The 22,178-nt window shown below is 67.8% G+C and carries 20 protein-coding genes and 1 tRNA gene; 7 read left to right on the top strand and 14 right to left on the bottom strand.

All coding sequences use genetic code 11. From position 1 onward, the window contains the following. Positions 1-32: 32 nt before the first annotated feature. From AC3WJI_RS11435 to radA, 6 genes are all read right to left on the bottom strand, one after another. Complete coding sequence (locus AC3WJI_RS11435; protein ID WP_492757396.1) at positions 33-581, bottom strand: CvpA family protein; 549 nt, start codon at positions 579-581, stop codon at positions 33-35. A gap of 84 nt (positions 582-665) precedes the next feature. After that, positions 666-2,339 (bottom strand): eCIS core domain-containing protein, encoded by a 1,674-nt coding sequence (locus tag AC3WJI_RS11430; protein ID WP_492757395.1) that lies wholly within the window; start codon positions 2,337-2,339, stop codon positions 666-668. 148 nt (positions 2,340-2,487) lie between these two features. Beyond that, a complete protein-coding gene (locus AC3WJI_RS11425; RefSeq protein WP_492757394.1) occupies positions 2,488-3,051 on the bottom strand; it encodes a lipocalin family protein in 564 nt (187 codons plus the stop codon). Positions 3,052-3,113: 62 nt separating this feature from the next. Further along, the gene (locus AC3WJI_RS11420) at positions 3,114-3,653 is read right to left on the bottom strand and encodes a pseudouridine synthase (RefSeq protein ID WP_492757393.1); all 540 of its coding nucleotides are present in this window, start codon (positions 3,651-3,653) and stop codon (positions 3,114-3,116) included. Beyond that, the gene (locus AC3WJI_RS11415) at positions 3,650-4,018 is read right to left on the bottom strand and encodes a ribonuclease HI (RefSeq protein ID WP_492757392.1); all 369 of its coding nucleotides are present in this window, start codon (positions 4,016-4,018) and stop codon (positions 3,650-3,652) included. Before AC3WJI_RS11415 ends, AC3WJI_RS11420 begins: the two co-directional genes overlap by 4 nt. A gap of 43 nt (positions 4,019-4,061) precedes the next feature. Then, the gene (radA, locus tag AC3WJI_RS11410) at positions 4,062-5,429 is read right to left on the bottom strand and encodes a DNA repair protein RadA (RefSeq protein WP_492757391.1); all 1,368 of its coding nucleotides are present in this window, start codon (positions 5,427-5,429) and stop codon (positions 4,062-4,064) included. Positions 5,430-5,484: 55 nt separating this feature from the next. Here radA and AC3WJI_RS11405 point away from each other — a divergent pair, with 55 nt between their 5' ends. From AC3WJI_RS11405 to AC3WJI_RS11395, 3 genes are read left to right on the top strand one after another with little or no spacing between them, the layout of a single operon-like run. Beyond that, positions 5,485-7,938 carry a sensor histidine kinase gene (locus AC3WJI_RS11405; protein WP_492757390.1) on the top strand — a complete coding sequence of 818 codons (2,454 nt, stop codon included), beginning with the start codon at positions 5,485-5,487 and terminating at the stop codon, positions 7,936-7,938. 38 nt (positions 7,939-7,976) lie between these two features. Beyond that, a complete protein-coding gene (locus tag AC3WJI_RS11400; RefSeq protein ID WP_492757389.1) occupies positions 7,977-9,137 on the top strand; it encodes a glycosyltransferase family 4 protein in 1,161 nt (386 codons plus the stop codon). Between the two features lie 30 nt (positions 9,138-9,167). Then, positions 9,168-9,593: a hypothetical protein gene (locus AC3WJI_RS11395; protein ID WP_492757388.1), complete on the top strand. Its 426-nt coding sequence runs from the start codon at positions 9,168-9,170 to the stop codon at positions 9,591-9,593. A 125-nt stretch (positions 9,594-9,718) separates the two neighbouring features. Here the strand turns inward: AC3WJI_RS11395 and AC3WJI_RS11390 are convergent, their stop codons facing one another. The 3 genes from AC3WJI_RS11390 to AC3WJI_RS11380 all read right to left on the bottom strand — a co-directional run bounded on the left by AC3WJI_RS11390 (position 9,719) and on the right by AC3WJI_RS11380 (position 11,355). Next, on the bottom strand, positions 9,719-10,123 hold the full coding sequence (locus AC3WJI_RS11390) for a DUF7674 family protein (protein ID WP_492757387.1): 405 nt from the start codon (positions 10,121-10,123) through the stop codon (positions 9,719-9,721). A 249-nt stretch (positions 10,124-10,372) separates the two neighbouring features. Then, positions 10,373-10,699 carry a DUF2218 domain-containing protein gene (locus tag AC3WJI_RS11385; RefSeq protein ID WP_492757386.1) on the bottom strand — a complete coding sequence of 109 codons (327 nt, stop codon included), beginning with the start codon at positions 10,697-10,699 and terminating at the stop codon, positions 10,373-10,375. 59 nt (positions 10,700-10,758) lie between these two features. Next, positions 10,759-11,355: a PadR family transcriptional regulator gene (locus tag AC3WJI_RS11380; protein ID WP_492757385.1), complete on the bottom strand. Its 597-nt coding sequence runs from the start codon at positions 11,353-11,355 to the stop codon at positions 10,759-10,761. Between the two features lie 125 nt (positions 11,356-11,480). On the opposite strand from AC3WJI_RS11380, the gene AC3WJI_RS11375 reads away from it, so the two are divergent. From AC3WJI_RS11375 to AC3WJI_RS11360, 4 genes are all read left to right on the top strand, one after another. After that, a complete protein-coding gene (locus tag AC3WJI_RS11375; RefSeq protein WP_492757384.1) occupies positions 11,481-12,800 on the top strand; it encodes a replication-associated recombination protein A in 1,320 nt (439 codons plus the stop codon). 114 nt (positions 12,801-12,914) lie between these two features. Beyond that, on the top strand, positions 12,915-13,262 hold the full coding sequence (locus tag AC3WJI_RS11370; RefSeq protein WP_492757383.1) for a hypothetical protein: 348 nt from the start codon (positions 12,915-12,917) through the stop codon (positions 13,260-13,262). Positions 13,263-13,264: 2 nt separating this feature from the next. After that, complete coding sequence (locus AC3WJI_RS11365) at positions 13,265-14,212, top strand: hypothetical protein (protein ID WP_492757382.1); 948 nt, start codon at positions 13,265-13,267, stop codon at positions 14,210-14,212. A 17-nt stretch (positions 14,213-14,229) separates the two neighbouring features. Beyond that, positions 14,230-14,305, top strand: a tRNA-Thr gene (locus tag AC3WJI_RS11360). A gap of 139 nt (positions 14,306-14,444) precedes the next feature. Here the strand turns inward: AC3WJI_RS11360 and AC3WJI_RS11355 are convergent. The 5 genes from AC3WJI_RS11355 to AC3WJI_RS11335 all read right to left on the bottom strand — a co-directional run bounded on the left by AC3WJI_RS11355 (position 14,445) and on the right by AC3WJI_RS11335 (position 22,097). Beyond that, the gene (locus AC3WJI_RS11355; protein WP_492757381.1) at positions 14,445-14,906 is read right to left on the bottom strand and encodes a hypothetical protein; all 462 of its coding nucleotides are present in this window, start codon (positions 14,904-14,906) and stop codon (positions 14,445-14,447) included. 9 nt (positions 14,907-14,915) lie between these two features. Beyond that, the gene (locus AC3WJI_RS11350) at positions 14,916-18,311 is read right to left on the bottom strand and encodes an eCIS core domain-containing protein (protein ID WP_492757380.1); all 3,396 of its coding nucleotides are present in this window, start codon (positions 18,309-18,311) and stop codon (positions 14,916-14,918) included. A gap of 459 nt (positions 18,312-18,770) precedes the next feature. Continuing rightward, positions 18,771-19,721, bottom strand: a complete 951-nt coding sequence (locus AC3WJI_RS11345) for an alpha/beta hydrolase (protein WP_492757379.1) — start codon at positions 19,719-19,721, stop codon at positions 18,771-18,773. A gap of 9 nt (positions 19,722-19,730) precedes the next feature. Then, positions 19,731-21,065, bottom strand: a complete 1,335-nt coding sequence (locus AC3WJI_RS11340; protein WP_492757378.1) for a methyl-accepting chemotaxis protein — start codon at positions 21,063-21,065, stop codon at positions 19,731-19,733. Positions 21,066-21,089: 24 nt separating this feature from the next. After that, the gene (locus AC3WJI_RS11335; protein ID WP_492757377.1) at positions 21,090-22,097 is read right to left on the bottom strand and encodes a PfkB family carbohydrate kinase; all 1,008 of its coding nucleotides are present in this window, start codon (positions 22,095-22,097) and stop codon (positions 21,090-21,092) included. Positions 22,098-22,178: the final 81 nt, after the last annotated feature.

Genomic DNA, 22,178 nt, shown 5'->3' with positions numbered 1-22,178 from the left:
CTTAGGGAAGCGCGCCGCGAGATGCGACCCCTTTAGTGCGTCGTGTTCGCTTCGCTCTCATTGTCGCCGAACACCGGCTTGCCCTTGCGGCGGCGGTCGACGAAGTCGGCGACGGTCGCGCTCGATTTGTCGAGCAAAGGATAGGTGGTCGAGTGGGTGATCCAGTCGGGCCGCCCGGCCGGGCCGCCCCCGACCGTGTCGAACACCAGGACGAGCAGCAGGAAGGCGATGCTGACCAGCACCAGCCCCTTGAGCGCGCCGAAGCCGAAACCGAGCGCGCGGTCGATCGGCCCGAGGAAGCTGTCGCGCATCCGCGACCCGATCGTGTTGGCGACCAGCCGCCCGCCCAGATAGGTGGCGCCGGCCAGGATCGCGAAGGCGAGCACCGCCCCGCCCTGCGCGGTGCCGACCATCCCCGCCATTGCCCCGGCAAGCGGCGAGTGGAACAGCTTGAGCACCAGCACCACCGCGAGCCACGCGCCCAATGCAAGCACCTCGGTGACTAATCCGCGAATGAATCCGAGCACCGCCGCGCCGCCGATCGCGAGCAAAACGGCAATATCGAGTCCGGTCAAAGCCATGTGAATGCATCCCTCCCCGAGGCTCTGATAGTCGGCTGTCCGCCGCGGCGGAAGGCGGCAATTCGATCTCGCCGGGGCGAGGCGCTACGTGCCGAGCAGGACGGTCCGAATGGCGTCCGCATAGGCTTTCATTTCGAGCTTGCGATCCGCCGCGGTAAGCTTGTCCAGTCGCGTGGGATCGTCGCTGCGGTAATTGAGCGGCGGCTCGACGGTGAACACCGACATGCCCCGCGCCGGCGCATATCCGCCCAGTGACACCCCTCTACTCGTGCCGCCGCTCCAGAAGCCGAAGTCGAGATTGCCGCTCTCGCCAACATTGCCCGCCACTGAAGGGTGCTGCGCGCGCTTCTTGTCCTGATCGGTGTTTCCAAATTTGCGGCTGTCGCGGCCCGCAATCTTCGATGTCGCGCCGTCGATCGCAGCCGCGGCGCGCAGCGACAGATTTAGGTCGGTTCCTGACGCTGCCGCCCGAAGCCGCGCTTCATAGGCCTTTCGCTGAGCAGCGTTTACCGCGTCGCCATATCCTTCGCTTTCGGAAGACCGCGACTGGCGCGGCACGGGTTGCCATGCTGCGCGTTCGTCCTCGCGGAGTTCGCGCGGATCGTAGAACACGCCGGCGGAACCCGCGCTCCAGGTACCATGGACGCTGATGATCCGCTCCGGGCGAAAGCGCTCCATCAATTCCATCAGCATCTGGTTTTCGGGTGCGATCGGATTGCCGACCGCGTCGATCGGCTTGCCCTTGGCATTTCTCGAGGCCGCCAGGTTTTTCGCGGGATCGGGGAAATTGCGATTGGTCTCCACGGTCCGGCCCTCGAAGGCGCTTTCGCGTGCCGCTTGCAGGGCCCAGCCGCTTTGCTTGTTGTCGACGAGGTTGTCCGCCTTCGCCTTGCTGTCGGGAAACAGGCTTGGCACGACGACCACGCTGAGAAGAGGCGGCGTCGGCTGCGCGGCAAGGTCGGCCATGAGCATTTCCACCACTTCCATGCCTTGCCTCTCGGAGCCGTGGACGCCCGCGATCACCAGCGCCCGCCGCTCGGTCGAGCCGCGGAAGAAATATGCCTGGACCGGGCGCGCCACGGGTTTGCGCGACTCATCCTTCGGACCCGACTCTCCGGTGGTCTTGCCGAGCTCGCGGGCGCGGATCTTCTGCGCGAGCCACAATTCGTCCGGACGCCCCACGAGAAGCCGCGCGATCTCCGCATCGACGTCGGCGTCGGCTTGCGCGCCCTGGACGTCGGCCTGGGACAAGCGCGCGAGCAATGCCTCGATCTTGGGCTCTTTCTCCCATGCGGCCTTCACCGATTCCGACAAGGGGCTTCGCTGCAGCACGCCCTGTCGCCCATCCTGCTGAACGACATGAGTCAGTTCGTGGGCAAGCAGTCCACGGCCGTCGCCGGAGGCAGGACGATATTGCCCTTCGCCGAAGACGATATGGTCGCCGCTGGTATAAGCGCGCGCACCGAGCGCGCGCGCAGCTTGCCGTGCTCGATCGTCGCTATGGACCCGCACGCCGCTGAAATCGCGCCCGAAACGCGGCTCGAAATAAGCGCGCGTCTGCGGCGGGAGCGGCTGTCCGGACGAGGCAATGGCATCCTGGACGACGGACGGTGCCTCGATTCGGCGAAAGCTGCCGGCATCGAGGGGTTTTGCCTGGACGGGTTGCTGCTCAGCGCCATTCAGCTGGGCCGCGACGCCGTCGGCCTCCTGTTCGAAAGCATCCGTGCTGTTGCCGACCGCAAAAGTGGCCAGCGGCATACCCTGGCTTTCAGGCTTTGCGGGAGGTCGCGCACGTCTCGCCATGGCCATCTCCACCTTCCTCCCGCCGCAGTAGCGCGGTGGCCGTGGGTGCAATGTCCGCTGGATGTATGCCCGATCGCTACCTAAGGGAAGCGCCGGCTCGCCGTCACCCCTGCTGCGTCATCCGTAGCGCCCAGCGATCATAGCCGAGCGCCTCGACGCGCTTGAGTAGCGCTTCCATCACGGCAGGCGCCGGCTTCGCGTCACGGCTCAGCAGCCATAGATAGCGCCCGCTCGGCTCGCCGACGATCGACCAGTCATAATCATCGCCGCGATCGAGCACCCAATAGTCACCGGTGTAGAGCGGCCCGAAGAACGAGACCTTAAGCTTGGCGTTGGTCGCTTCGTCGGCGACGATCGCGCGGCCCTCGACCGAGCTGCGCGTGCCTTTCGGCCCGCCCTGACAGCCGCTGTTGACCACCCCGATCTTGCCGTCGTCGCGCAGCGTATAGTCGGCAGTGACCGCGTCGAGTCCCTTCTGAAAGCGGTTCTCGTGGCGCGCGAGTTCGTACCATCTGCCGAGATAGCGATCGAGGTCGACCGGCTTGGCCGGTTCGGGCACGGCGCGGTTGATTACGGGGGGCCGTGTCGCGCGCGAATAAAGGAAGAGGCCGCCCAGGGCAGCGGCGGCGACGCCAGTGGCGATCGAAATGGCTGTCGATTGCTTCATGCCCTCACATTGCGACGTGGCGACGCGAATTGATAGCCTTACCGCACCTCCGGCCGCGCGCCTCAGCCCGATCGGCATTCGCCCGGCGCCAGCCCGTCGAGCGACCAATCGCCGATGCGCCAGCGCACCAGCCGCAGGGTCGGGTGGCCGACCGCCGCGGTCATCCGCCGGACCTGGCGGTTACGCCCCTCGCGGATCGTCAGCCGGATCCAGCCATCGGGCACCGTCTTGCGGAACCGCACCGGGGGATCGCGCGGCCACAATTCGGGCGCGGCGATCCGCTCGGCCTCGGCCGGGCGCGTCATTCCGTCCTTGAGCCGGACCCCGCCGCGCAGCGCCGCGAGCGCCGCCTCGCCGACCGCGCCCTCCACCTGCACCAGATAGGTCTTGGCCAGCTTGAACTTGGGATCGGCGATCTGCGCCTGCATTTTGCCGTCGTCGGTGAGCAGCAGCAGCCCTTCGCTGTCGAGATCGAGCCGCCCGGCCGGATAGACGCCCGGCACGTCGACGAAATCGGCCAGGGTCGGACGCTTCGGCCCGGTTCCCTCGTCGGTGAACTGGCACAGCACGCCATACGGCTTGTTGAACAGGAGCAGCGTCATCGCGCGTGCTGCCGCGCCAGCGCGATACCCGCAAGATTGTGCGAGCGCTTCACGTGGCGGACGCGCGGCGGCGTGCCCTCCGCCGCCAGCGCGCGAAACCGCGCGCAATGTTCGGCCGCGGCGCCGCGCGCCTTGACCGCGCCATTGGCCTTGGCGATCACATCGGCGGAATCGCCGATCAGCACCGGATCGGCGACGCCCAGCGCCCGCGCGAGCTCGAGCGCGTGGATCAGCGCGAGCCATTCGGCGTCCATGCTGGTGCCGCTGCCGATGTCGCGCAGGATCATCGTCCGGCCGCCCGCGACCACCGCAATCTCCATCGCCCCCGGATTAGGGCGGCATCCGCCATCGAAGAATATCTTCACGCCCGCCGCTCAACCAGCATCGGCGGCTCCTGTCGAGGCCGATCTACCGCCCCAGCAGATGATCGACGAACGCCCCGAGCGACTTGAACCCCGCCACCGTGAGCCCCCCGGTATCGGCCTGCGCCGCCGGCGCCAGCGCACGCCCGAAGCCGAGCTTGGCGGCCTCCTTGCAGCGCAGCCCGCCATGCGCCACCGGGCGCACTTCGCCCGACAGCGCGACTTCGCCGAACGCGATCGCGTCGGCGGGCATCGGCCGCTCGGCCAGCGCCGACACGAGCGCCGCCGCCACTGCAAGGTCCGCGGCCGGATCCTGCACGCGGTACCCGCCCGAGACGTTGAGATAGACTTCGCAGGCCGAGAAGCTCAGCCCACAGCGCGCCTCGAGCACCGCGAGGATCATCGCCAGCCGGCCCGAATCCCAGCCGACCACCGCGCGCCGCGGCGTCGCGCCGCTCGCCAGTCGCACGACCAGCGCCTGCACCTCGACAAGCACCGGGCGCGTCCCCTCGAGCGCCGGGAAAACGATCGTCCCGCTCATATTCTCGTCGCGGTGGGTGAGGAACAGCGACGAGGGATTGCCGACTTCGCTCAGCCCTTCGGCCTGCATCGCGAACACGCCGATCTCGTCGGTCCCGCCGAAACGGTTCTTCACCGCGCGCAGGATGCGGTACTGGTGGCTGCGCTCGCCTTCGAAGGCGAGCACGGTATCGACCATATGTTCGAGCACGCGCGGCCCGGCGATGCTGCCGTCCTTGGTGACATGGCCGACCAGTACCAGCGCGGTGCCGCGCTCCTTGGCGAAGCGGATCAGCTCCTGCGCGCTCGCCCGCACCTGGCTCACCGTGCCCGGCGCACCTTCGATCAGGTCCGAATGCATCGTCTGAATCGAATCGATCACCAGCAGCGTCGGCGCAGGCCCCTGCCCCAGCGTCGTCAGGATGTCGCGCACCGATGTCGCCGCGGCGAGCTGGACCGGGGCGTCGCCGAGCCCGAGCCGCCGCGCGCGCAGCCGGACCTGGTCCGCCGCTTCCTCGCCCGAGACATAGGCGACCTGCAGCCCGCGCCGCGCGATCAGCGCCGCCGCCTGGAGCAAAAGCGTCGATTTGCCGATGCCTGGATCGCCGCCGATCAGAGTCGCGCTACCCTCGACGAAACCGCCGCCCAGCGCGCGGTCGAACTCGGCGATCCCGCTGGGGGTACGCTCGGGCAGCGCGATATCGGTGTCGAGCCCGACCAGCTGGATCGAACGGCCACCCGACTGGAGATTGTGCTTGGCCTGGAACGGCGTCACCACCCCGCCGGCGTCCTCGACCAGCGTGTTCCAGTCGCCGCAATCGGCGCATTGCCCCTGCCACTGGGAGGTTACCGACCCGCAGGCCTGGCAGACATAGCGCTTCTTCGGTTTTGCCATGCTGCCAGCGTAACCGATCCGGAACAGAAAGGGAACTCCCCAGCTGCCTGCAAACTTGGTCTATAATGCAGATTGGTCCGCGTCCGTTTCACGCGCGACCGACCGGAGTTCGACGCTGACCCTGCGCCTCGCCTTGCTGATCGCCGCGCTGTTCGCAGCGCCGATCGCGCGCGCCCAGGCGCCGACGGCGGCGGATGCGCGGCTGGCCGCCGCCAAGGATGCGATGATGGTCGATCCGCGCGCCGCGCTGGGCCAGGCGGAGACGGCGCGGCAGTTGCTCGCACGCGATGGCGGCGATGCGGCCGAACGCGCACGGGCGACCGCCGACTGGCTGCGCGCCGAGGCGCTGTCCCGGCTCGACGAGAATGATCGCGCCGCGCCAATCGCAACGGCGGCGCTCAACGTCGCGGCGCATCGCTGGCCACGCACCAAACTCTATGCCGATCTGCTGATGACCAGCGCCAGCATCGCCAAGGAACAGAACCGCCTGGGCGAGGCGCTCGCCTCGTTCCAGCAGGCGCACAACCTGTTCCGCGATCTCGGCGAGGCGCGCAGTCAGACGATCGCGCTGCTGATGCTCGCGTCGCTCTACCAGGACGGGCGGGACTATCAGACGGCGCTGCGTTACTATCGCGACGCGGTCGAGGCGCTGCACGGCGGGGATCGCAACCTCCTCCTCTCGATCCGCAACAATCTCGGCAACACGTTCGATTCGCTCGAGCGCTATGACGATGCCGCCCGCGAATATGGCGAGGCGCTGAAGATCGCCCGGACGATGCAATCGCCGCGCCTATCGGTGGCGGTAATGACCAACGTCGCGCGCGTGCATCTCGCGCAGGGCAAGCTCGAAGCTGCCGACCGGATGCTCGCGGAAGCAGCGCAGGTCGCGCGCCGGGGCGACACCAGCGATCGATCACTCCGTGTCGTCGCCGCCAAGCTGGCGTTGGCGCGGGGCAATCCCGAGCGTGCCGCGGCGCTGCTCGACCGCTTGTTCGCCGAACCCGATCCGGCAGGGACGTCGGCGATGGCGGAGGTGCATAGCGTCGCTTTTCAAGCCTATCGCCAGGTCGGACGCCTGGGCGATGCGCTCACGCAACTCACCGCGCTCAAGCAGATTGACGACGCGGCAGCACGCCTCGCCACCGATACCGGCAACTTGCTGATGTCGGCACGTTTCGATTCGACCAACAAGGAGCTCAAGATCGCAAAGCTGCGCGCCGATGAGGCGCAGCGCAGCGCCGAGCTCGCGCGCACGCGCTCGATCCTGCTCGGCGGCGCCCTGTTCGTCGTCGTGGCCGGCGCCGCATTGCTCGGCTTCGGCCTCCTCCAGATCCGCCGCAGCCGCAACCAGGTCCGCGCCGCCAATGTCGATCTCGCGGCGACCAATGCAGCGCTGACCGAGGCGCTGAAGGCCAAGTCCGATTTCCTCGCGACCACGAGCCACGAGTTCCGCACGCCGCTGAACGGCATTCTCGGCATGACCCAGGTGCTGCTCGCCGATGCGGAGATGCCCGAGCGTGCGCTCGGCCGGCTCGCGCTGCTGCAGGACGCCGGCAAGGCGATGCAGACGCTTGTCGAGGACGTACTCGACATCGCGATGCTCGACAGCGGCAAGGTCCGGCTCGCCGTTGCGCCGTTCGACCTGCGCGCGGCGCTCGGCGCACTCGCCGATCACTGGCAGGCAGAAGCCGCGGTCAAGCAAATCGTCTTCGTCCGCGATCTCGCCGCCTGTCCCGGCATCGTCGAGGGCGATGCCCGCCGCATCGGCCAGATCGTCGGGCATTTGTTGTCCAACGCGGTCAAGTTCACGCCGGCCGGCAGCGTTTCGCTTGCGGTCGCGAGCAGTGACGGCGAGGTCGAGATCAGCGTCGCCGATACCGGGATCGGCATTCCCGCGGACCAGCACGATCGCGTGTTCGAGAAATTCCATCAGGTCGATGCCGGCACGTCGCGGCGGTTCGGCGGCGTCGGCGTCGGCCTGACCGTCGCGCGCGACCTGGCAAACGCGATGGACGGATCGATCACGCTCGAGAGCAGCCCCGGCAGCGGCGCCGTATTCCGCTTCCGCCTGCCGCTGCGCGAATCTACCGCCCCGTCGCGTGCGCCGGCGAACGCCGTGCCTCTCGCCGAATCGCGCCTGCTGCTCATCGAGCCCAATCGCCTGGCGCAGAGCGTGATGCTGCATGGCCTCAAGCCGCTCGTCGGATCGGCCGAGGCGGTCGGCGACCTCGCTGCCGCGCATGCCCGGCTGGCCGAAGGCGGCGTCCATCACCTCGTCGTCCAGGGCGAAGCGGTGGCGCACACCCTCGACGCACTGACCGAGCTCGCAGCTGCGGCGGACAGCGTCGGCGCTACTATCACCGTCCTTTATGCCCCTCCCGCCTTCGTCGAAACCGATCGGCAGACCGCGCCTGCGGTCCGCTGGCTGGCGAAGCCCGTGGCGCTTCCCGCATTGGCCGCGTCGCTGGCATCCGAGGACCTGACACAAGCCGACGCGCGCGCGGCATAGTTGCCCCCCACCTTCGCCGCCGCTAAGCCCGCGGCCCAATGCAACCTTCCGATCTCCGCGTCGCCCTGTTCAGCGGCAATTACAACTATGTCCGCGACGGGGCGAACCAGGCGCTCAACAAGCTCGCCGGGCATCTGCTCAGCCAGGGCGTGGCGCTGCGCGTCTATTCGCCGACCACCGACACCCCGGCCTTTCCGCCCACCGGCGATCTGGTGAGCGTTCCCGCGCTGCCGGTTCCCGGCGGCCGCGCCGAATATAAGTTCGCTTGGCACCTGCCGAAGACGACGCGCGAGGATCTCGCCGCGTTCAAGCCCAACCTCGTCCATGTCTCGGCGCCCGAAGTGCTCGGCCACCGCGCGGTGAGCTGGGCGCGCGAGCGCGGCATTCCCACGGTCGCCTCGCTCCACACCCGCTTCGAGACCTATCCCGGCTATTACAAGATCGGCTTCCTCGAGCGGCCGATGATCAAACTGCTGACGCGCTTCTACAACCGCGTCGACCAGGTAGTGACGCCGGGCGAATCCATGGCCGAGCTGATCCGCTCCTGGGGCGTCACCACGCCGGTGCGGATCTGGTCGCGCGGCGTCGACCATGCCCGCTTCACTCCTGCGCGCCGCGACCTGGAATGGCGCCGCAGCCTCGGCATCGCCGATGACGAATTCGCGGTCGGCTTTCTCGGCCGGCTCGTGCTCGAAAAGGGGCTCGACATCTTCGCCGACGTCTGTGCCGCGCTGCGCGACCGCGGCGTGCCGCACCGTGTGCTGGTGATCGGCGACGGCCCTGCGCGCGACTGGTTCGCCGAGCGCGTTCCCGAGGCGGCGTTCGCCGGCTTCCAGCGCGGCGACGATCTCGGCCGCGCGGTCGCCTCGATGGATGTGCTGTTCAACCCCTCGGTCACCGAGACGTTCGGCAACGTCACGCTCGAGGCGATGGCGTGCGGCGTCCCCGTCGTCGCCGCGCGCGCCACCGGCGCGGTCGACTTGATCGAGGACGGCGTCAACGGCTTCCTCGTCCCGCCGCGCGACTGCGAGGCCTATGCCGACGCGATCGCCCGGCTGGTCGCCGATCCGGCGCTGCACAAGGCGCAGGGCGCCGCCGGGCATGCCAAGGCGCAAGCCTATCAATGGGACGCGATCAACCAGAAAGTGATCGACACCTATCTCGAAGTGATGGAACGCCGCGCCGCCTCGGCGCGCTGACGCGATACGCATCGGATAAAGGCGCCGCACATGCCCCTGGCCTTCCTTCTCGCCGCCGCCATGCTCCAGGCGATCGAGCCGATCGACTTGCCGGCGCTCGACGCCGCGATCGAGCGGTGCGAACGCGCGGCCGTGCTGCCGGTATTCGCCGAGGAAGCGCGCCGGCGCAGTGCGGCAGTCACCGCTTTCTATCAGGAGCAGTCGCGGATCGCCGCCGAGCGCCTCGACACCGCCAACCGGCGGCGAACGCTGCGCGAAAGCGCGGCGGCCCCGACACCGCCGCAAGGCGCGACCGGCGTGTCGGATCAGGAACTCGCCTTGCGCCAACTGGCGCTCGATGATCGCCAGCGCGCGCTAGACGACCAGCGCCGGCTGGAGACGATGCGCCAGGAAGCGATCGACCTGAAGCGCAGCTTTTTCCTCACCAAATGCCCGGCGAACCGGAAACCGGATTAGACCGCGTTCCATAAGCACGCGCCATCGTCGTGCGCGCGGAACGTCGCAGATCGGGTGGGAAGCGGTCACGGCGTGTTCGGCCGAACTGCCGTCCAGTCACCGTGCCAATAGCGGTAGAGCTTGTTTCACCAACGTTTTGTTTCAGGACCGAGCCAAGGCTCGAAATCTGCTGCCCGTGCGCCTTCTCGCGAACGATGTGGGCGGTCGTTGCCGCCGAGGTCGTTCTGCATGCTTTCCAGTAGCCCGATGGTCGCCGCTTCAGCGACGTAAGCGTCGCCCCACACATGCCATTGCTCGACCACGGCGAACACGTGTCTAAAGTCCTCCGTGTCTCCTCGGCCAAGGCGCTCGATCAAATGCGCGGCGAGGTCGCCGAGCGCGAGATAGAGCGGCGGCTCGAGCTCACCGGCCCATTCAGCGCAGAAAGCATCCCATTTCGGACGAAATGACGGATCCGCCTCCAACAGCGGCACAAACATGTCGGATCGATTTATCCCGGTCGTCCATGGCTGTCCGTCATATCCCAGCACCTGCGAACGTCTGCAATCGGGGCGTCAGCTGTCGTTCGCGCGTTCAAGGGTCACATGAGTTGCCAGTCAAGTCGACGGTTCTCGGCCTGGAGCTGTCGAACTCGGCTCTCGTCCTCCGGCAGGCACTGGTACGCATAGCTGACGAATGGAAACTCATGCTACGTGGTCTTCGACCTTGCCTTCGGCGCGCCCCCTACGTGGAACAAGCAACGCCTCGATCGGGCGAAGCGCTGGCAGACGTCCTGACCATCACAGCCAGTCGAAGGTCAGCGGCGCTTCCCGAAACGCGAAACGATCGAGATGGCGCGCGACCGCGCCCTTCAGTCCCTCGAGCTGTTCCTCGCTCGACGCGTCGATCCGGACCTCGAGCCCCGTCTCGGCGACGTTGAACGTCACCACGGCGTCCCCCGGATGGTTCGCGCCGCGAGCATCCTTCGGGAAGATCACAGTCCCGTTCTCGGGCGTGAACTCCACCTGGAGATTGTGCTCCCAATGCTTGCACAATTGCTGGAGATATTTGCTCGCGCTCTCGGTGGGCACCAGCGCGGACGCGCTCGCCGTCGTGATCGTCATCATTATTTCCTTCCCCTGCGGCGCCAGCCCATGCCGGCGCCGCAGCATCTCCAGTCGCGGCATCAGAGCCGCTCGATCTTCCGCGCCGCCTCGTCGAGAATGTCGGCGACCGCATGCAGCGTCTCGGGATCAACTTCCGAACCGCCCAGTCGCTCCTGCAACACAGCGCGCAAATTGCCCATCGCACGGCGAATCGGGCCCCCGCTGGTGCGCGCGTGATGCTCGCCGAGCTCGGCGAGCCGCTGGAACAGCGCGGCGACCTCTTCGGCCTTTTCGGCGAGTTCGGCACTGCCGGCCTCGGTGATCGCGAAGGCCTTGCGCGCGCCCTCGGCCTTTGATTCGACGAGGCCCATGTCGTCGAGCATCGTCAGCGTCGGGTAGATCACGCCGGGACTCGGCGCATAGGCACCGCCCGAGCGCTCCTCGATCTCGCGGATCAGGTCATAGCCGTGACGCGGCTGCTCCTCGATCAGCTTGAGCAGAACCAGCCGCAGCTCGTCGCCGCCGAACATCCGCCGCCCGCGGCCGCCGCCACGGCCGCCCTCGTGCATGCCCCAGCCGCCGCCCATGCCCCAGGCGCCCCGGCCCCAGCCGCCGCCGCGCGGTCCGCCGCATTCATGGCCGCGCGTATGGCGGCCGTGGTGAAATCCAAATCGCATCTCAAATCCTTTTTTAGCGAGTCATGATGCGTCTAAGATATATCTTGAATCGATTTGCACAAGCCCATCATGGGCGATGTTCGTCACTTTTGTATCCGGCGCCCCGCGCGCCTATCTTGTCGGCGATGCCCGATCTCTTTGCCACCGAGGAACAACCGCCCCGCATCGAGGAGCCGGCAGGCGGCCCGCTCGCCGATCGCCTGCGCCCGCAACGGCTCGACCAGGTCGTCGGCCAGGAGCATCTGACCGGCGCCGAGGGCGCGATCGGCCGGATGGTCGCGGCGGGCAGGCTCAGCTCGATCATCCTGTGGGGCCCGCCCGGCACCGGCAAGACCACGATCGCCCGCCTGCTCGCCGACGCGGTGGGCCTGCGCTTCGTCGCGATCTCGGCGGTGTTTTCGGGCGTCGCCGATCTCAAGAAGGTCTTCGCCGAAGCGCGCGAATATGCCCGGATCGGCCGCAAGACCTTGCTGTTCGTGGACGAGATCCACCGCTTCAACCGCGCCCAGCAGGACGGCTTCCTGCCCTATGTTGAGGACGGCACCGTCACCCTGGTCGGCGCCACCACCGAGAATCCGTCGTTCGAACTCAACGCCGCGTTGCTCAGTCGCGCGCAGGTCCTCATCCTCCACCGGCTCGATCACAAGGCGCTGTGCAAGCTGCTCGACCGCGGCGAGGCGCTCGAGGGCCGGCCACTGCCGCTGACCCCTGAGGCGCGCGACGCGCTCGTCGCGAGTGCCGACGGCGACGGGCGTTTCCTGCTCAACCAGGCCGAGACGCTGTTTTCGGTCAGTTTCCCGGCGCCGCTCGATCCCGCCGCGCTCGGCGACTTCCTCCAGCGCCGCGTCGCGGTCTACGACAAGGACCGCGAGGGCCATTACAACCTGATCTCGGCGCTGCACAAATCGATCCGCGGCAGCGATCCCCAGGCGGCGCTCTATTATCTCGCGCGGATGCTCACCGCCGGCGAGGAGCCGCTCTACGTGCTCCGCCGCCTGACCCGCGCGGCGGTCGAGGATATCGGGCTCGCCGATCCACAGGCGCTCGTCCAGTGCATCGCCGCCAAGGACACGTACGACTTTCTCGGCTCGCCCGAGGGCGAGCTCGCGATCGCGCAGGCCTGTCTCTATCTCGCCACCGCGCCCAAATCGAATGCGGCCTATGCCGCGCAAAAGGCGGCGTGGCGCTCGGCCAAGGAGACCGGCTCGCTGATGCCGCCGCAGAACATCCTCAACGCGCCTACCAAGCTGATGAAGCAGATCGGCTACGGCAAGGGCTATACCTACGACCACGATGCCGAGGGCGGTTTTTCGGGTGACAATTACTGGCCCGACGAACTGCCCCCGCAGACCTTCTATACCCCCACCGACCGCGGCATGGAAAAGCGCATCGCCGAGCGCATGGCCTGGTGGGACGAGATGCGGGAGAAGCGGCGGGATGGATAGGCCTCCCTTGTTCCCCTGCGAAGGCAGGGGCCCAGACTTGGCGCGGAGCGCCAAACACGCTGCCGCGTGCGATCGTTGTAGGGCTGGGCCCCTGCCTTCGCAGGGGAGCAGCGTATGAAAGACTGGGAAGACGCCTGCGCCTTCGCTTGCTCGCTTCCCGAGGTGGCGATCGAAAGCTGGTGGGGCACGCCTTGCCCCAAGATCAACCGCAAGGGCCTGATGTCACCGGGCCGCGAGCCCGGCAGCTTTGCGCTGATGGTTACAAAACCGGAAAAGGAACTGCTGTTCGAGACCGATCCCGAGACCTTCTGGCAGACCGATCACTACGCCAATTACCCGATGCTGCTCGTCCGTTACGGCACCCCCAGCCGCGAGCGGATCGAACTCTATATCCGACGCGCCTGGTGGGACCGGGCGAAGAAGCCCCAGCGCGTCGCGGCGGGAATGGCGGAGCGGCCGTGAACATGCCTTATCCTGCTCCTGCGAAAGCAGGCGCCCAGAGCCAAGAGCGGCTCGCCGGTGATACCGGGCTCCTGCTTTCGCGGGAGCCCGGAGCCTTTACCGACTTCATCGCGATCGACTGGTCAGGCCAGGCGGTCGAGCGGCCCAAGGGGCTCGCCGTCGCGCATGCCCGCGTTGGCGGCGAAGCCCCGGTGCTTCTTGACCGGCGCTGGTCGCGACAAGATATTCTCGAGTGGCTCGAATCGCTGGCGGTCGATGGCACGCGCGCGCTGATCGGCCTCGATCTCTCGCCGGCCTTCCCGTTCGAGGACGAAGGCGCCTATTTCCCCGGATGGTCGGCGTCCCCGCCCGACGGGCCCGCGCTGTGGAAGCTGGTCGACGAACTGAGCGTAGAGGATCCGCATCTCGGCGTGACCAGCTTCGTCGAGCATGCCGACGCCCGCCGCCATTTCCGCCAGCACGGCGATTGCGGCGATCTGTTCCCGCCCGGCCGGGGCCGCTTTCGGATCTGCGAGCATGGCCAGGAGGCGATGCGGCTGTCCCCCTACAGCTGCTTCAACCTCGTCGGCGCATCGCAGGTCGGCAAGTCGAGTCTCACCGGCATGCGTGTGCTCCACCGGTTGCGCGGCAAGATCGGACTCTGGCCGTTCGATCCGGTGCCCGAGACCGGCCCGTTGCTCGTCGAAATTTACACTGCGCTCCCCGCCCGGCTCGCCGGCATGCGCAAGGGGATCTCGAAAATCCGCGACGCCGAGACGCTCGATTCCCTGCTCGCGGCGTTCGGCTCCACGCCGCATAAGCCGCTGCCCCGCTATGACGACCACGCCACCGACGCGATCCTGTCAGCCGCCTGGCTGCGCGTCGCCGCCGGACAGCCCGAACTCTGGACACCAAACCTGCTCACCCCCAAACGTGCGCAAACCGAGGGCTGGACCTTCGGCGTCCCCTGACGCAAAGGAGCGCCAACGCCGGTTTAGCTCAGCTGGTAGAGCAGCGGTTTTGTAAACCGAAGGTCGCGGGTTCGATTCCTGCAACCGGCACCAGGACATAGTGGGCCACGAACATCGCGAGTCGTGGTCCACCATGCTCGCGACCGTGCAGATGTGCGCGCTTGCGCTCGCAGCGCGTCCGGCAGCTTGGATCATGCGCATCCCGCTAGGAGTCCTGAATGTCAAACGCGACCTAGAGCCGCTTGCGTAGCGTGCCGACCAGGTCGGTTCCGGGCAGCGTCTCGATCGGCTCGCCGGTGAGATCGGCGACGACACTGACCACGTCGACCGAGATCAGGTTGATCCGCGCAATCGTGTCGCGGTCGATCTGGACGGTCTCGATCGCGGCGATCGTCCCGCCCTCGACGCGGATCTCGGCCCAGTGGATGAACACCGAGCAATAGGGGCATTGCCAGGTCTGGCAGATCCGCACCGGTGCGCCGGGGGCGACCGGGTTGACCGGGAGATAGCCATCATAGTCTCCTGCGTTCACGCGCGCCGGATCGAGCTCAAGCGTGTCGCCGACGCCGAGCTCGGCCCCTTCGGGCGCATCGCGCAGATATGTGGACATGTCGGTGTCGGAATCGACGGGCGTCACCTTGCCCGTGATCGGACAGCGCAGGGCGGCGACGAAGAGGTCGTAGCTATATGCCATCTGTGCTTTCTACTTCTTGGGGAGCGGCAGCACGTTGATCGTACGCCCCTGGATCGTCACCGGAAAGCCGTTGGGGAAGGCTTCGGGCACGCTCTTGCCGAGCTTCGCCGGATCCTTGCCGCTGGCCACCAGCAGCCGGTTGTAGATGCCGGTATCGTGTGTGGCGAGCGTCGGGGTGACTCCGGGCTCGGTCTTGGCGAAGAAAACGTCGGCCACGATGCCGCGGTCCTCGACACCCTTGGTGCGGCCCACCGCGAGCCGTTCGAGCTCGGTGATCATGTCCTTGTACGGCTGGCTGTCGCGCGGGACGACGATGTCGAACGTCTCGGTGCCCGCGCCGGCGGACTTGGTGCCGACGACCTTGGGCACGCGCAGCTCCGCCCCGCCGGCGGCATCGATGCGCTTGAGCGCCGCGGCCTCGCCGGCCTGAAGCGGGGTGCCGGCTGCGCGCTTCTGCTGCGCGATCACCACATTCTCGTCGACGATCAGCGATTGCTTGTTGAGCGCCGGGCTCGGCAGTCCGCCCTGCTTGCTTGCCGCGAAGACGTCCATCTCCGCCTTGGTCTGGGAAAGCGAGCCGTTCTTGGTGCGTGCCCAGAGCTTGAGGAAGCCCTCGGTCTGCGCAGCGTCGAGCCCCAATGTCTTGGCATGCGCGGCGACCGACTCCATGTCGGCCACGGCCTGCAGATAGCCCGTCTTGAGAAGCGCCAGGTCCTCGGCCGAGAGCTTGCCGATGTCGCCGATCAGCGCAATCGCCTCGTTCGATTTCACGAAGACCTGGAAGTCGCGGATGCCCTGCTTGGCGGTCAGATAGACGGCGTAGATCAGCCGCCCGAATTCCTCGGCGCCGGGGAAGATCACCATGCGCAGCCCCGCCGGCGGCCGCAGGATCGCCTTCCATGCCTCGCGCGCCTCGGCGCGCGCTTCGGCGGCGCGGACGATGGTGTTGCGAATTCCTTCCTCGACATCGTTGAGCTTGGCGGTGAGCTTGGCGACGTCATTGGCCTCGGCCCCGGCCTCGAAGGCCTGGATCGCCGGGCGCAACTTGGGCAGCGCCGATGCAAGCGCCGCCGCATCGAACCCCGCGCCGATCACGGCCACCACCACCCAGGCGATGGTCGGGTCGTCCGAGCTCAGCTGCGCGCCATAAGCCGCGGACTTGAGCTCGTAGCGGCGGAACTCCTCGAGCGCCTGATACGCGCCGATGCCGAGCGCCGTGCCTGCTCCGAGCACCGCTACCGTCCCGCCGCCGCCGGTGACCAGCCCGGCGGCGATCGCGACCACGGCGAGGATGATTTGCGGGATCGCCTCGACCCAATGCACGTCGGAGATATGGTCGCGGATGATGCGGTCGCGGATCGATCCGCCCTGGATATTCTGCGCCTTGAACGAGGTCGCCAGCAACTGGTCGAGGCCGTAGATCATCGTCGGCTTTTCTTCGAGCGCCTTGCGCGTGGTCTCGATGTCCTTCTTCCGCGCCGCGACATAATCGAGCATCTGCTGGCGGCGCTGGCCGGGCGTGGTGGCGCGGGCCATGGCCTCGCGGTCGAAATCGCGCTGTTGGATCAGCGGATGCCCCGCGCCGGCGGCGCCGACCTTGGAAGCGCCGCTCGCTCGCGCTTCGTTGCGCTTGCCTACCCAATAGGCCTGGTCCTGCATCTCCTCGAGGGTCATCGGCATTTGCGCATGCTCGTCGCGGATCTTGTCCCCCGTCTCATAATCGGCGCGTGCGCCCGACGCTTCGAGCGCCTGGTGGAGCGTGTCGGTGCTGCCCGCCGCGCCGTAGCGTTCCTCCTCCTTCCACAATGTGTGGGCATATTGATCGAGCATCACCTTCGCGAGCGCGAGCGTCTCCTTCTCGAACGCGGCCTCATAGCGCTTGATCAGTGCCTCAAAGTCCGAGATGCCGCCGGGGAAGCCGGCGGTAATCAGGTCGGCGTCGAGCTCGGCGCGCATCTTGTTGAGCGTCGGCTGGGCGCCGATGCTCGCCCCCACGCCCATCGCCGCGCCCGGCCCGCCGTGCGCGCCCGCCATGGCGTTGCTCGTGCTCGTCTTGAGCATCGACATATATTGGCGGTAGCGGTCGTAGAGCGCATCCATGTTGAACAGCCGCGTCTCCACTTCGCGCCGTTCGTTGGTGACCTGGGCGCGCTCGGCGCGCTCGGTGAGGAAGCGGTCGATCGAGGATTCATAGACCGACCAGTCAGTCGTCCTGGCGTTGGTTCGGCTCTTGTACTCGGCCAGCTCGGTGGGTGTCAGCTCGGAGATTTTCTGCGCGATGCGCAGCGCCGTGTCGTAATCCTTTGGCTCGATCGCGGAGCGCGCCTCGGGATCGAAGATGAAGTTCTTGATCTCGGGGGGCAGTGCATCGATCGCCTCCCGCTTGCGCAGCAGATTGTCGCGGATCGTGTCCAGCGTGCCGCGGAATCTTTTATCGTCGGCCGAATTTCCCAGCTTCTCGCCGACCTTGTACTGGGTCTTGTCCCAAAATTCCTTATACGCTGCGCTATCGATCTGGGCCCGGTCTTCGGCGGAGAGCGATGCCGCGAACTTGTCGCGCGCTTTCTGCTCCTCGGGGCTGCCCGCCTCGATGCTGGTGTCGCGAATGGGCACGATGACATAGCCTTTGCGGACATCGGCATCGCTCGCGACCATCGGGTCGCCCACCCATTGCCAGGGAATCGTGGCGCGGCGCTTGGCGGTCTCGGCGTCGGGAGCTGCGGCGGCATATTGCCTGCCCACCTCGACCAGCAGCTCGACACTGCTCAGCGGCTTGGTGACCTTCACCGCGAAGGGGATCGAAACCCCCTTGGGCTTCTCGTCCTTGTCGCGACGCTGGAGCCGCTCGCCCGTTTCGGATTGCTGGACGACGTGCGCGAGCTCGTGCGCGAGCAGGTCCATGCCCGCGCTGCTGCCAGGATCGAACCGGCCAGCGCCGAACACGATGTCGCCGCCCTTGGCGAAGGCATGGGCGCCCATCGCCCCGGTCTCGCGTGCGGCGGCGCCGTCGGCATGAACGCGCACGTGCGAGAAGTCCGCACCGAAGCGCGGCTCGAAGAAGGCGCGCACCTGGGGCGGGAGCGGCGATCCGCCGCGCCGCGCCGGATCCGCTGCGCGTGCCGGGCGCGGAATGCCCGGTGGCGGTGCCCCGGGTGCACCGCGCAGCGCGATCGCCGCCGCATCGTCGGCTTTGCGCTCGAGCGCGTCCTCGTCGGGCGCCTTCTCGCGCCGTGCCGTTACGCCGTTTCCGGCCGAATGGGTGGGCATCTCGGCGAGCCGGTTGCCGATGGAAATGCGAGGCGGCGCTCCGATATCGGGCTGCGGCGCCGTCCCGCTCGCATGCGTATGGCCCTGCTCCTCCGGAGCCAGAGGCCGCCAGTCGCGCGTGGGTGCGGGACGCTGCATCGCCGATTCCCCTACTCGTGTTAGGCGCGATACTAATTGATCGGCGGGTGAGGGCAAAGGCGACGTTCGGATTTCTCGCACGTGCCATGTATTCGGCCGGCGTACAGAAAATATATTCCAGTAATCCTGCGGTGGTTATTTTGACCGTGCACCGGCGTCACGCATCGAGTTCTCAGTACCTTACCGGGCGGCGGGTTCGACGCTCCGCGGCGACATCAGGATAGACGCGCGCTTGGCCCGGCGGCGGACACTCGCCAGGTCGGTCGTCGCCGCGGAGGTAGATCGACGCTGCTGTACGTGCCTGGTCCCGAGAAGCTGCCAACGCAGCGCGCGAGGAACGAGGTATCGCAGCTGAGGCGAGCGGCGTCATTTCGGTTAGTCCGAGATCGCGATCGACGCGGTGAGCGCGGCACCGATCGCCTGCATATTGCCGCGCCCGCACCATACTCCGAATGGCGTTCACGCAGCGGCGCGCCATCCGTGCCGTGCGGCAAACGCTTGGAATTGCTGCAGCCATAGCAGTGGCTTGCCGTCGGGGCCGAGCAGCGGTGCGCCGTGCCCGCCGACTTCGCCGATGTTGAGCTCGGACGGCACCCCGGCATCCTGCAGCGCCGCGAACATCGCCAGGCTGTTCGCGGCCTTCACGGTCTTGTCGTCGGCGGCGTGGCAGACGAAGGTCGGCGGCATCCTCGCAGGGACGTTCTGCTCGAGCGACCAGGCCTTTTCCAGCGCCTCAGAAGGGTTGGCGCCGAGCAGTTCGCGCCGCGACTGCTCGTGCGCGAGCGGCGGTATTAGCGACACCACCGGAAAGAACATTCCGATCGCCACCGGCCGCGGCGACAAGCGATCGGCGGCATCAACCGCGTCGTAGGTTTTGCTCTCCGCGCGCTCGCCCAATTGACCGACGAGATGCCCGCCGGCGGAGAAGCCGATCGCCGCTACGCGTGCGGGATCGATCGACCATTTGGCCGCCCCCGCACGGATCAGCCGCATCGCGCGCTGTGCATCCTGCACCGGCGTCATCGGCCCGGCGCGCCAGCCATCGTGCGGCAGGCGATAGAGCAATTCGAACGCAGTGATCCCTTGGGCCGCGAACATTCGCGCGATGACGCCCGAGCCCCGCCCCACCGCAACACGCGTATAGCCGCCGCCGGGTATCAGCAGCACCGCGGCGCCATTTGGCCTCGCGGCGCGCGCCACGGTCATCACCGGCGTACCGATACGCGGCCAGGCGATGTCGTCGGGCGCGCCGCCGAGCGAACGCAGGACGGTCTCGTCGCGGACCGCTAGCCCTTCGCCGCCCGGCGGTGTGCCGGGCCAGAGCGCGATGCGCTCCGCAGGCTCTGCGGCGTGCACGACGCCGGCGATCCCGAGCGCAAGCCCCGATGTGATTACGGTACGACGGTCCATCGGCAATTCCTATTGCGACACTTCGGCCATGAACTGCGCCACGGTTTCCTCAACGTGATGAAGGGCGCCACCCGCCTCGGCCGCCCGGCGCCCAGCGTCCCGCGCCGCGGCGGCGAGCTCGGAGACGCGGTCGCTGATCTGCGCGATCAGCACCGCGATCTCGCGTGAGGACATCGCGGTCTCGTCGATCGAAGCCAGAATGGCGCCGACCGTCGCCACTTGCGCCTCCATTTCCGAAGACAGTCCGCGGACGCGTTCCATCAGTTCGCTGACGATCGCCAGGATGGCCTGGTTGGTGTGCGCCATGATCTCGCTGGCATTCTGCGCCTGGCGGATCGTGGCGGTGACCCCGCCAGTGGCGTCGGCGGCCTGGTCGGCAAGGCTGCGCACTTCCTGCGCGACCACTGCGAAGCCATGCCCGCTGTCGCCCGCGCGCGCCGCCTCGATGCTCGCGTTGAGCGCCAGCAGCTTGGTCTGTTGCGCAATACCTGCGATCAGTGTCAGCACCGATTCGATCTGAGCCGTGTGCGAGGCGAGGCTCGCGGCATTCTCCGCGCCCTGTGCCGCGATTGCGTCGGCGCGGCTGGCGACTTCGGTGGCGGTGACTGCCTCCTCGCGCGCCCGATCGAAGGCCGAGATCAGCACCGAGGCGCTCTCCGCCGACTGGCCCATCGCCGTCGCCGACTGGTCTGCCGCCGTCGCGACTTCGGCGGCCGGCCGCCTGAGCGCCTGCATCTCGGCGGCGGTACGCTCGGTGAAGCCGGCGACGTCGCGGCTGGCGCGGACGCTGGTGGTGATCGCTTCGCCCAATTGCTGGCGCACCGCCTTGGCCTCGGCGCGCACCGCGGCCTGGTTGCGCGCACGGGCGATCGCGCGCAATCGGCTGGCGATGATCTCGAACTCGATGCCGGCGAGCTTCTGGGTGGAGCGGGTGAGCCGTTCGAGCTGGGCAGGATCCTGGGTCAGCTCGAAGAACAAGGCGTGGATACGCATCTGCGCGACCAGCATCGATGCGGCCACCACCGCGAAGTCGAGATCGTTCTGCGAGATGCGATCGGCTTCGGCGATCACCGCATCGAGCCAGTCCTGGTCGATCGGCCGGGCAAGCTTCGCACGGGCATAATCGACCCGCGAGGCGACCAGCGCGTCCGACACCGGCCCGCCGGCGCGCCGCTCGAGCAGGTCACGCGCGATGCCGGCGATATGCGGCTCGATGAAGCGCCACGCCTCGTGCAGCTCGGCCTCGAACTGTGCGTCGATCGCATAGTCTCGCCGTAACGCCGCGGCGCTTTGCCGTGGCAGGGCAACATCATGATCGGCGGTGTCGACCGTCTCCACCAGCATTCACCCCTCCCCCTTGCGCCTCTGCTACCGCCGCACGTCCAGCCCCCCGCCGTCGAACGCCGCGAGATCGGCCCGCGTGAACAGGCTGGCATCGCCAGGCAGCGAATGCTTGAGCGCGGTGAGTGCCAGCCCGGCTTTGGCCGCAGCGCGCGGATCGCCGTCGCTCTCGATCAGACCGTGGAGCACACCGGCGGCGAAGGCGTCGCCCGCGCCGATCCGATCGACGATGCCCGCGATCAGCACTTCGTCGGTCTGGTGCGCGCCGCCACGGGCATCGACGCGCGCCGAGACCCGATGACTGTCGGCGTCGTCGACATGGCGCGCAGTCGAGGCGATGACCTGGAGCTTAGGGAAGGCGTTGAACGCCGCCTCGGCCGCCTCGCGGCGGCGATCCGAGCCTTCGCCCGAAAATGGCTTGCCGAGCAGCAACGAAACGTCGCGATGGTTTCCGAACAGAATGTCGGCATGGCCGATGAGCTGCGTGAGGACGCTGCGCGGATTGCTGTCCCAGGCTTCCCACAGCTTGGCGCGGTAATTGCCGTCGAACGACACTGGTACGCCGCGCGCCGACGCCGCTTCGGCCGCGGCGATCGCGGCGGCGGCTGTGTTCGGGCCGAGCGCCGGAGTGATGCCCGAAAGGTGAAGACGGGTGGCGCCGTCCAGCGCGCGGTCCCAATCCCAACTGTCCGCGGCCCGGGTGGCGAAGACGGAATGCGCGCGATCGTAGACGACTTCGGAGGCGCGCAGGCCAGCGCCGGGAGTGAGGAAGTAGAGCCCGAGCCGGCCCTCCTCGCTCGCGACGTGCGCCGTGTCGACACCGCGGCGGCGGAGTTCGCCGATCACCGCGCCGCCGAGCGGATTGTCGGCGACGGCGCTGATCATCCGCGTGCAATGGCCGAGGCAGGCGAGCCCGGTGGCGACATTCGCCTCGGCGCCGCCGACATTGACTTCGAGCTTCGGGGTCTGGAGCAGCAACTCACGCCCGGGGGGCGAGAGCCGCAGCATCAGCTCGCCGAAAAAGGCGATCGTCATGCGGCCGCTCCCCGGGCGAGGATCGCTCCCCTCCCGCTTGCGGGAGGGGTCGGGGGAGGGGCTGGCCGCGAGCGATGCGTC

The organism is Sphingomonas sp. FW306-1B-B10E, from assembly GCF_058782005.1.
The sequence above is the reverse complement of the archived record's forward strand: the minus strand, read 5'-3'. Positions and strand labels throughout refer to the sequence as shown.

Bases quoted from the DNA above. Each gene is read 5' to 3' on its own strand.
- AC3WJI_RS11435 (WP_492757396.1), bottom strand. From the start codon at position 581: ATGGCTTTGACCGGACTCGATATTGCCGTTTTGCTCGCGATCGGCGGC.
- AC3WJI_RS11430 (WP_492757395.1), bottom strand. From the start codon at position 2,339: ATGCCGCTGGCCACTTTTGCGGTCGGCAACAGCACGGATGCTTTCGAA.
- AC3WJI_RS11425 (WP_492757394.1), bottom strand. From the start codon at position 3,051: ATGAAGCAATCGACAGCCATTTCGATCGCCACTGGCGTCGCCGCCGCT.
- AC3WJI_RS11420 (WP_492757393.1), bottom strand. From the start codon at position 3,653: ATGACGCTGCTCCTGTTCAACAAGCCGTATGGCGTGCTGTGCCAGTTC.
- radA (WP_492757391.1), bottom strand. From the start codon at position 5,429: ATGGCAAAACCGAAGAAGCGCTATGTCTGCCAGGCCTGCGGGTCGGTA.
- AC3WJI_RS11400 (WP_492757389.1), top strand. From the start codon at position 7,977: ATGCAACCTTCCGATCTCCGCGTCGCCCTGTTCAGCGGCAATTACAAC.
- AC3WJI_RS11395 (WP_492757388.1), top strand. From the start codon at position 9,168: ATGCCCCTGGCCTTCCTTCTCGCCGCCGCCATGCTCCAGGCGATCGAG.
- AC3WJI_RS11385 (WP_492757386.1), bottom strand. From the start codon at position 10,699: ATGATGACGATCACGACGGCGAGCGCGTCCGCGCTGGTGCCCACCGAG.
- AC3WJI_RS11380 (WP_492757385.1), bottom strand. From the start codon at position 11,355: ATGCGATTTGGATTTCACCACGGCCGCCATACGCGCGGCCATGAATGC.
- AC3WJI_RS11375 (WP_492757384.1), top strand. From the start codon at position 11,481: ATGCCCGATCTCTTTGCCACCGAGGAACAACCGCCCCGCATCGAGGAG.
- AC3WJI_RS11370 (WP_492757383.1), top strand. From the start codon at position 12,915: ATGAAAGACTGGGAAGACGCCTGCGCCTTCGCTTGCTCGCTTCCCGAG.
- AC3WJI_RS11365 (WP_492757382.1), top strand. From the start codon at position 13,265: ATGCCTTATCCTGCTCCTGCGAAAGCAGGCGCCCAGAGCCAAGAGCGG.
- AC3WJI_RS11355 (WP_492757381.1), bottom strand. From the start codon at position 14,906: ATGGCATATAGCTACGACCTCTTCGTCGCCGCCCTGCGCTGTCCGATC.
- AC3WJI_RS11350 (WP_492757380.1), bottom strand. From the start codon at position 18,311: ATGCAGCGTCCCGCACCCACGCGCGACTGGCGGCCTCTGGCTCCGGAG.
- AC3WJI_RS11345 (WP_492757379.1), bottom strand. From the start codon at position 19,721: ATGGACCGTCGTACCGTAATCACATCGGGGCTTGCGCTCGGGATCGCC.
- AC3WJI_RS11340 (WP_492757378.1), bottom strand. From the start codon at position 21,065: ATGCTGGTGGAGACGGTCGACACCGCCGATCATGATGTTGCCCTGCCA.
- AC3WJI_RS11335 (WP_492757377.1), bottom strand. From the start codon at position 22,097: ATGACGATCGCCTTTTTCGGCGAGCTGATGCTGCGGCTCTCGCCCCCC.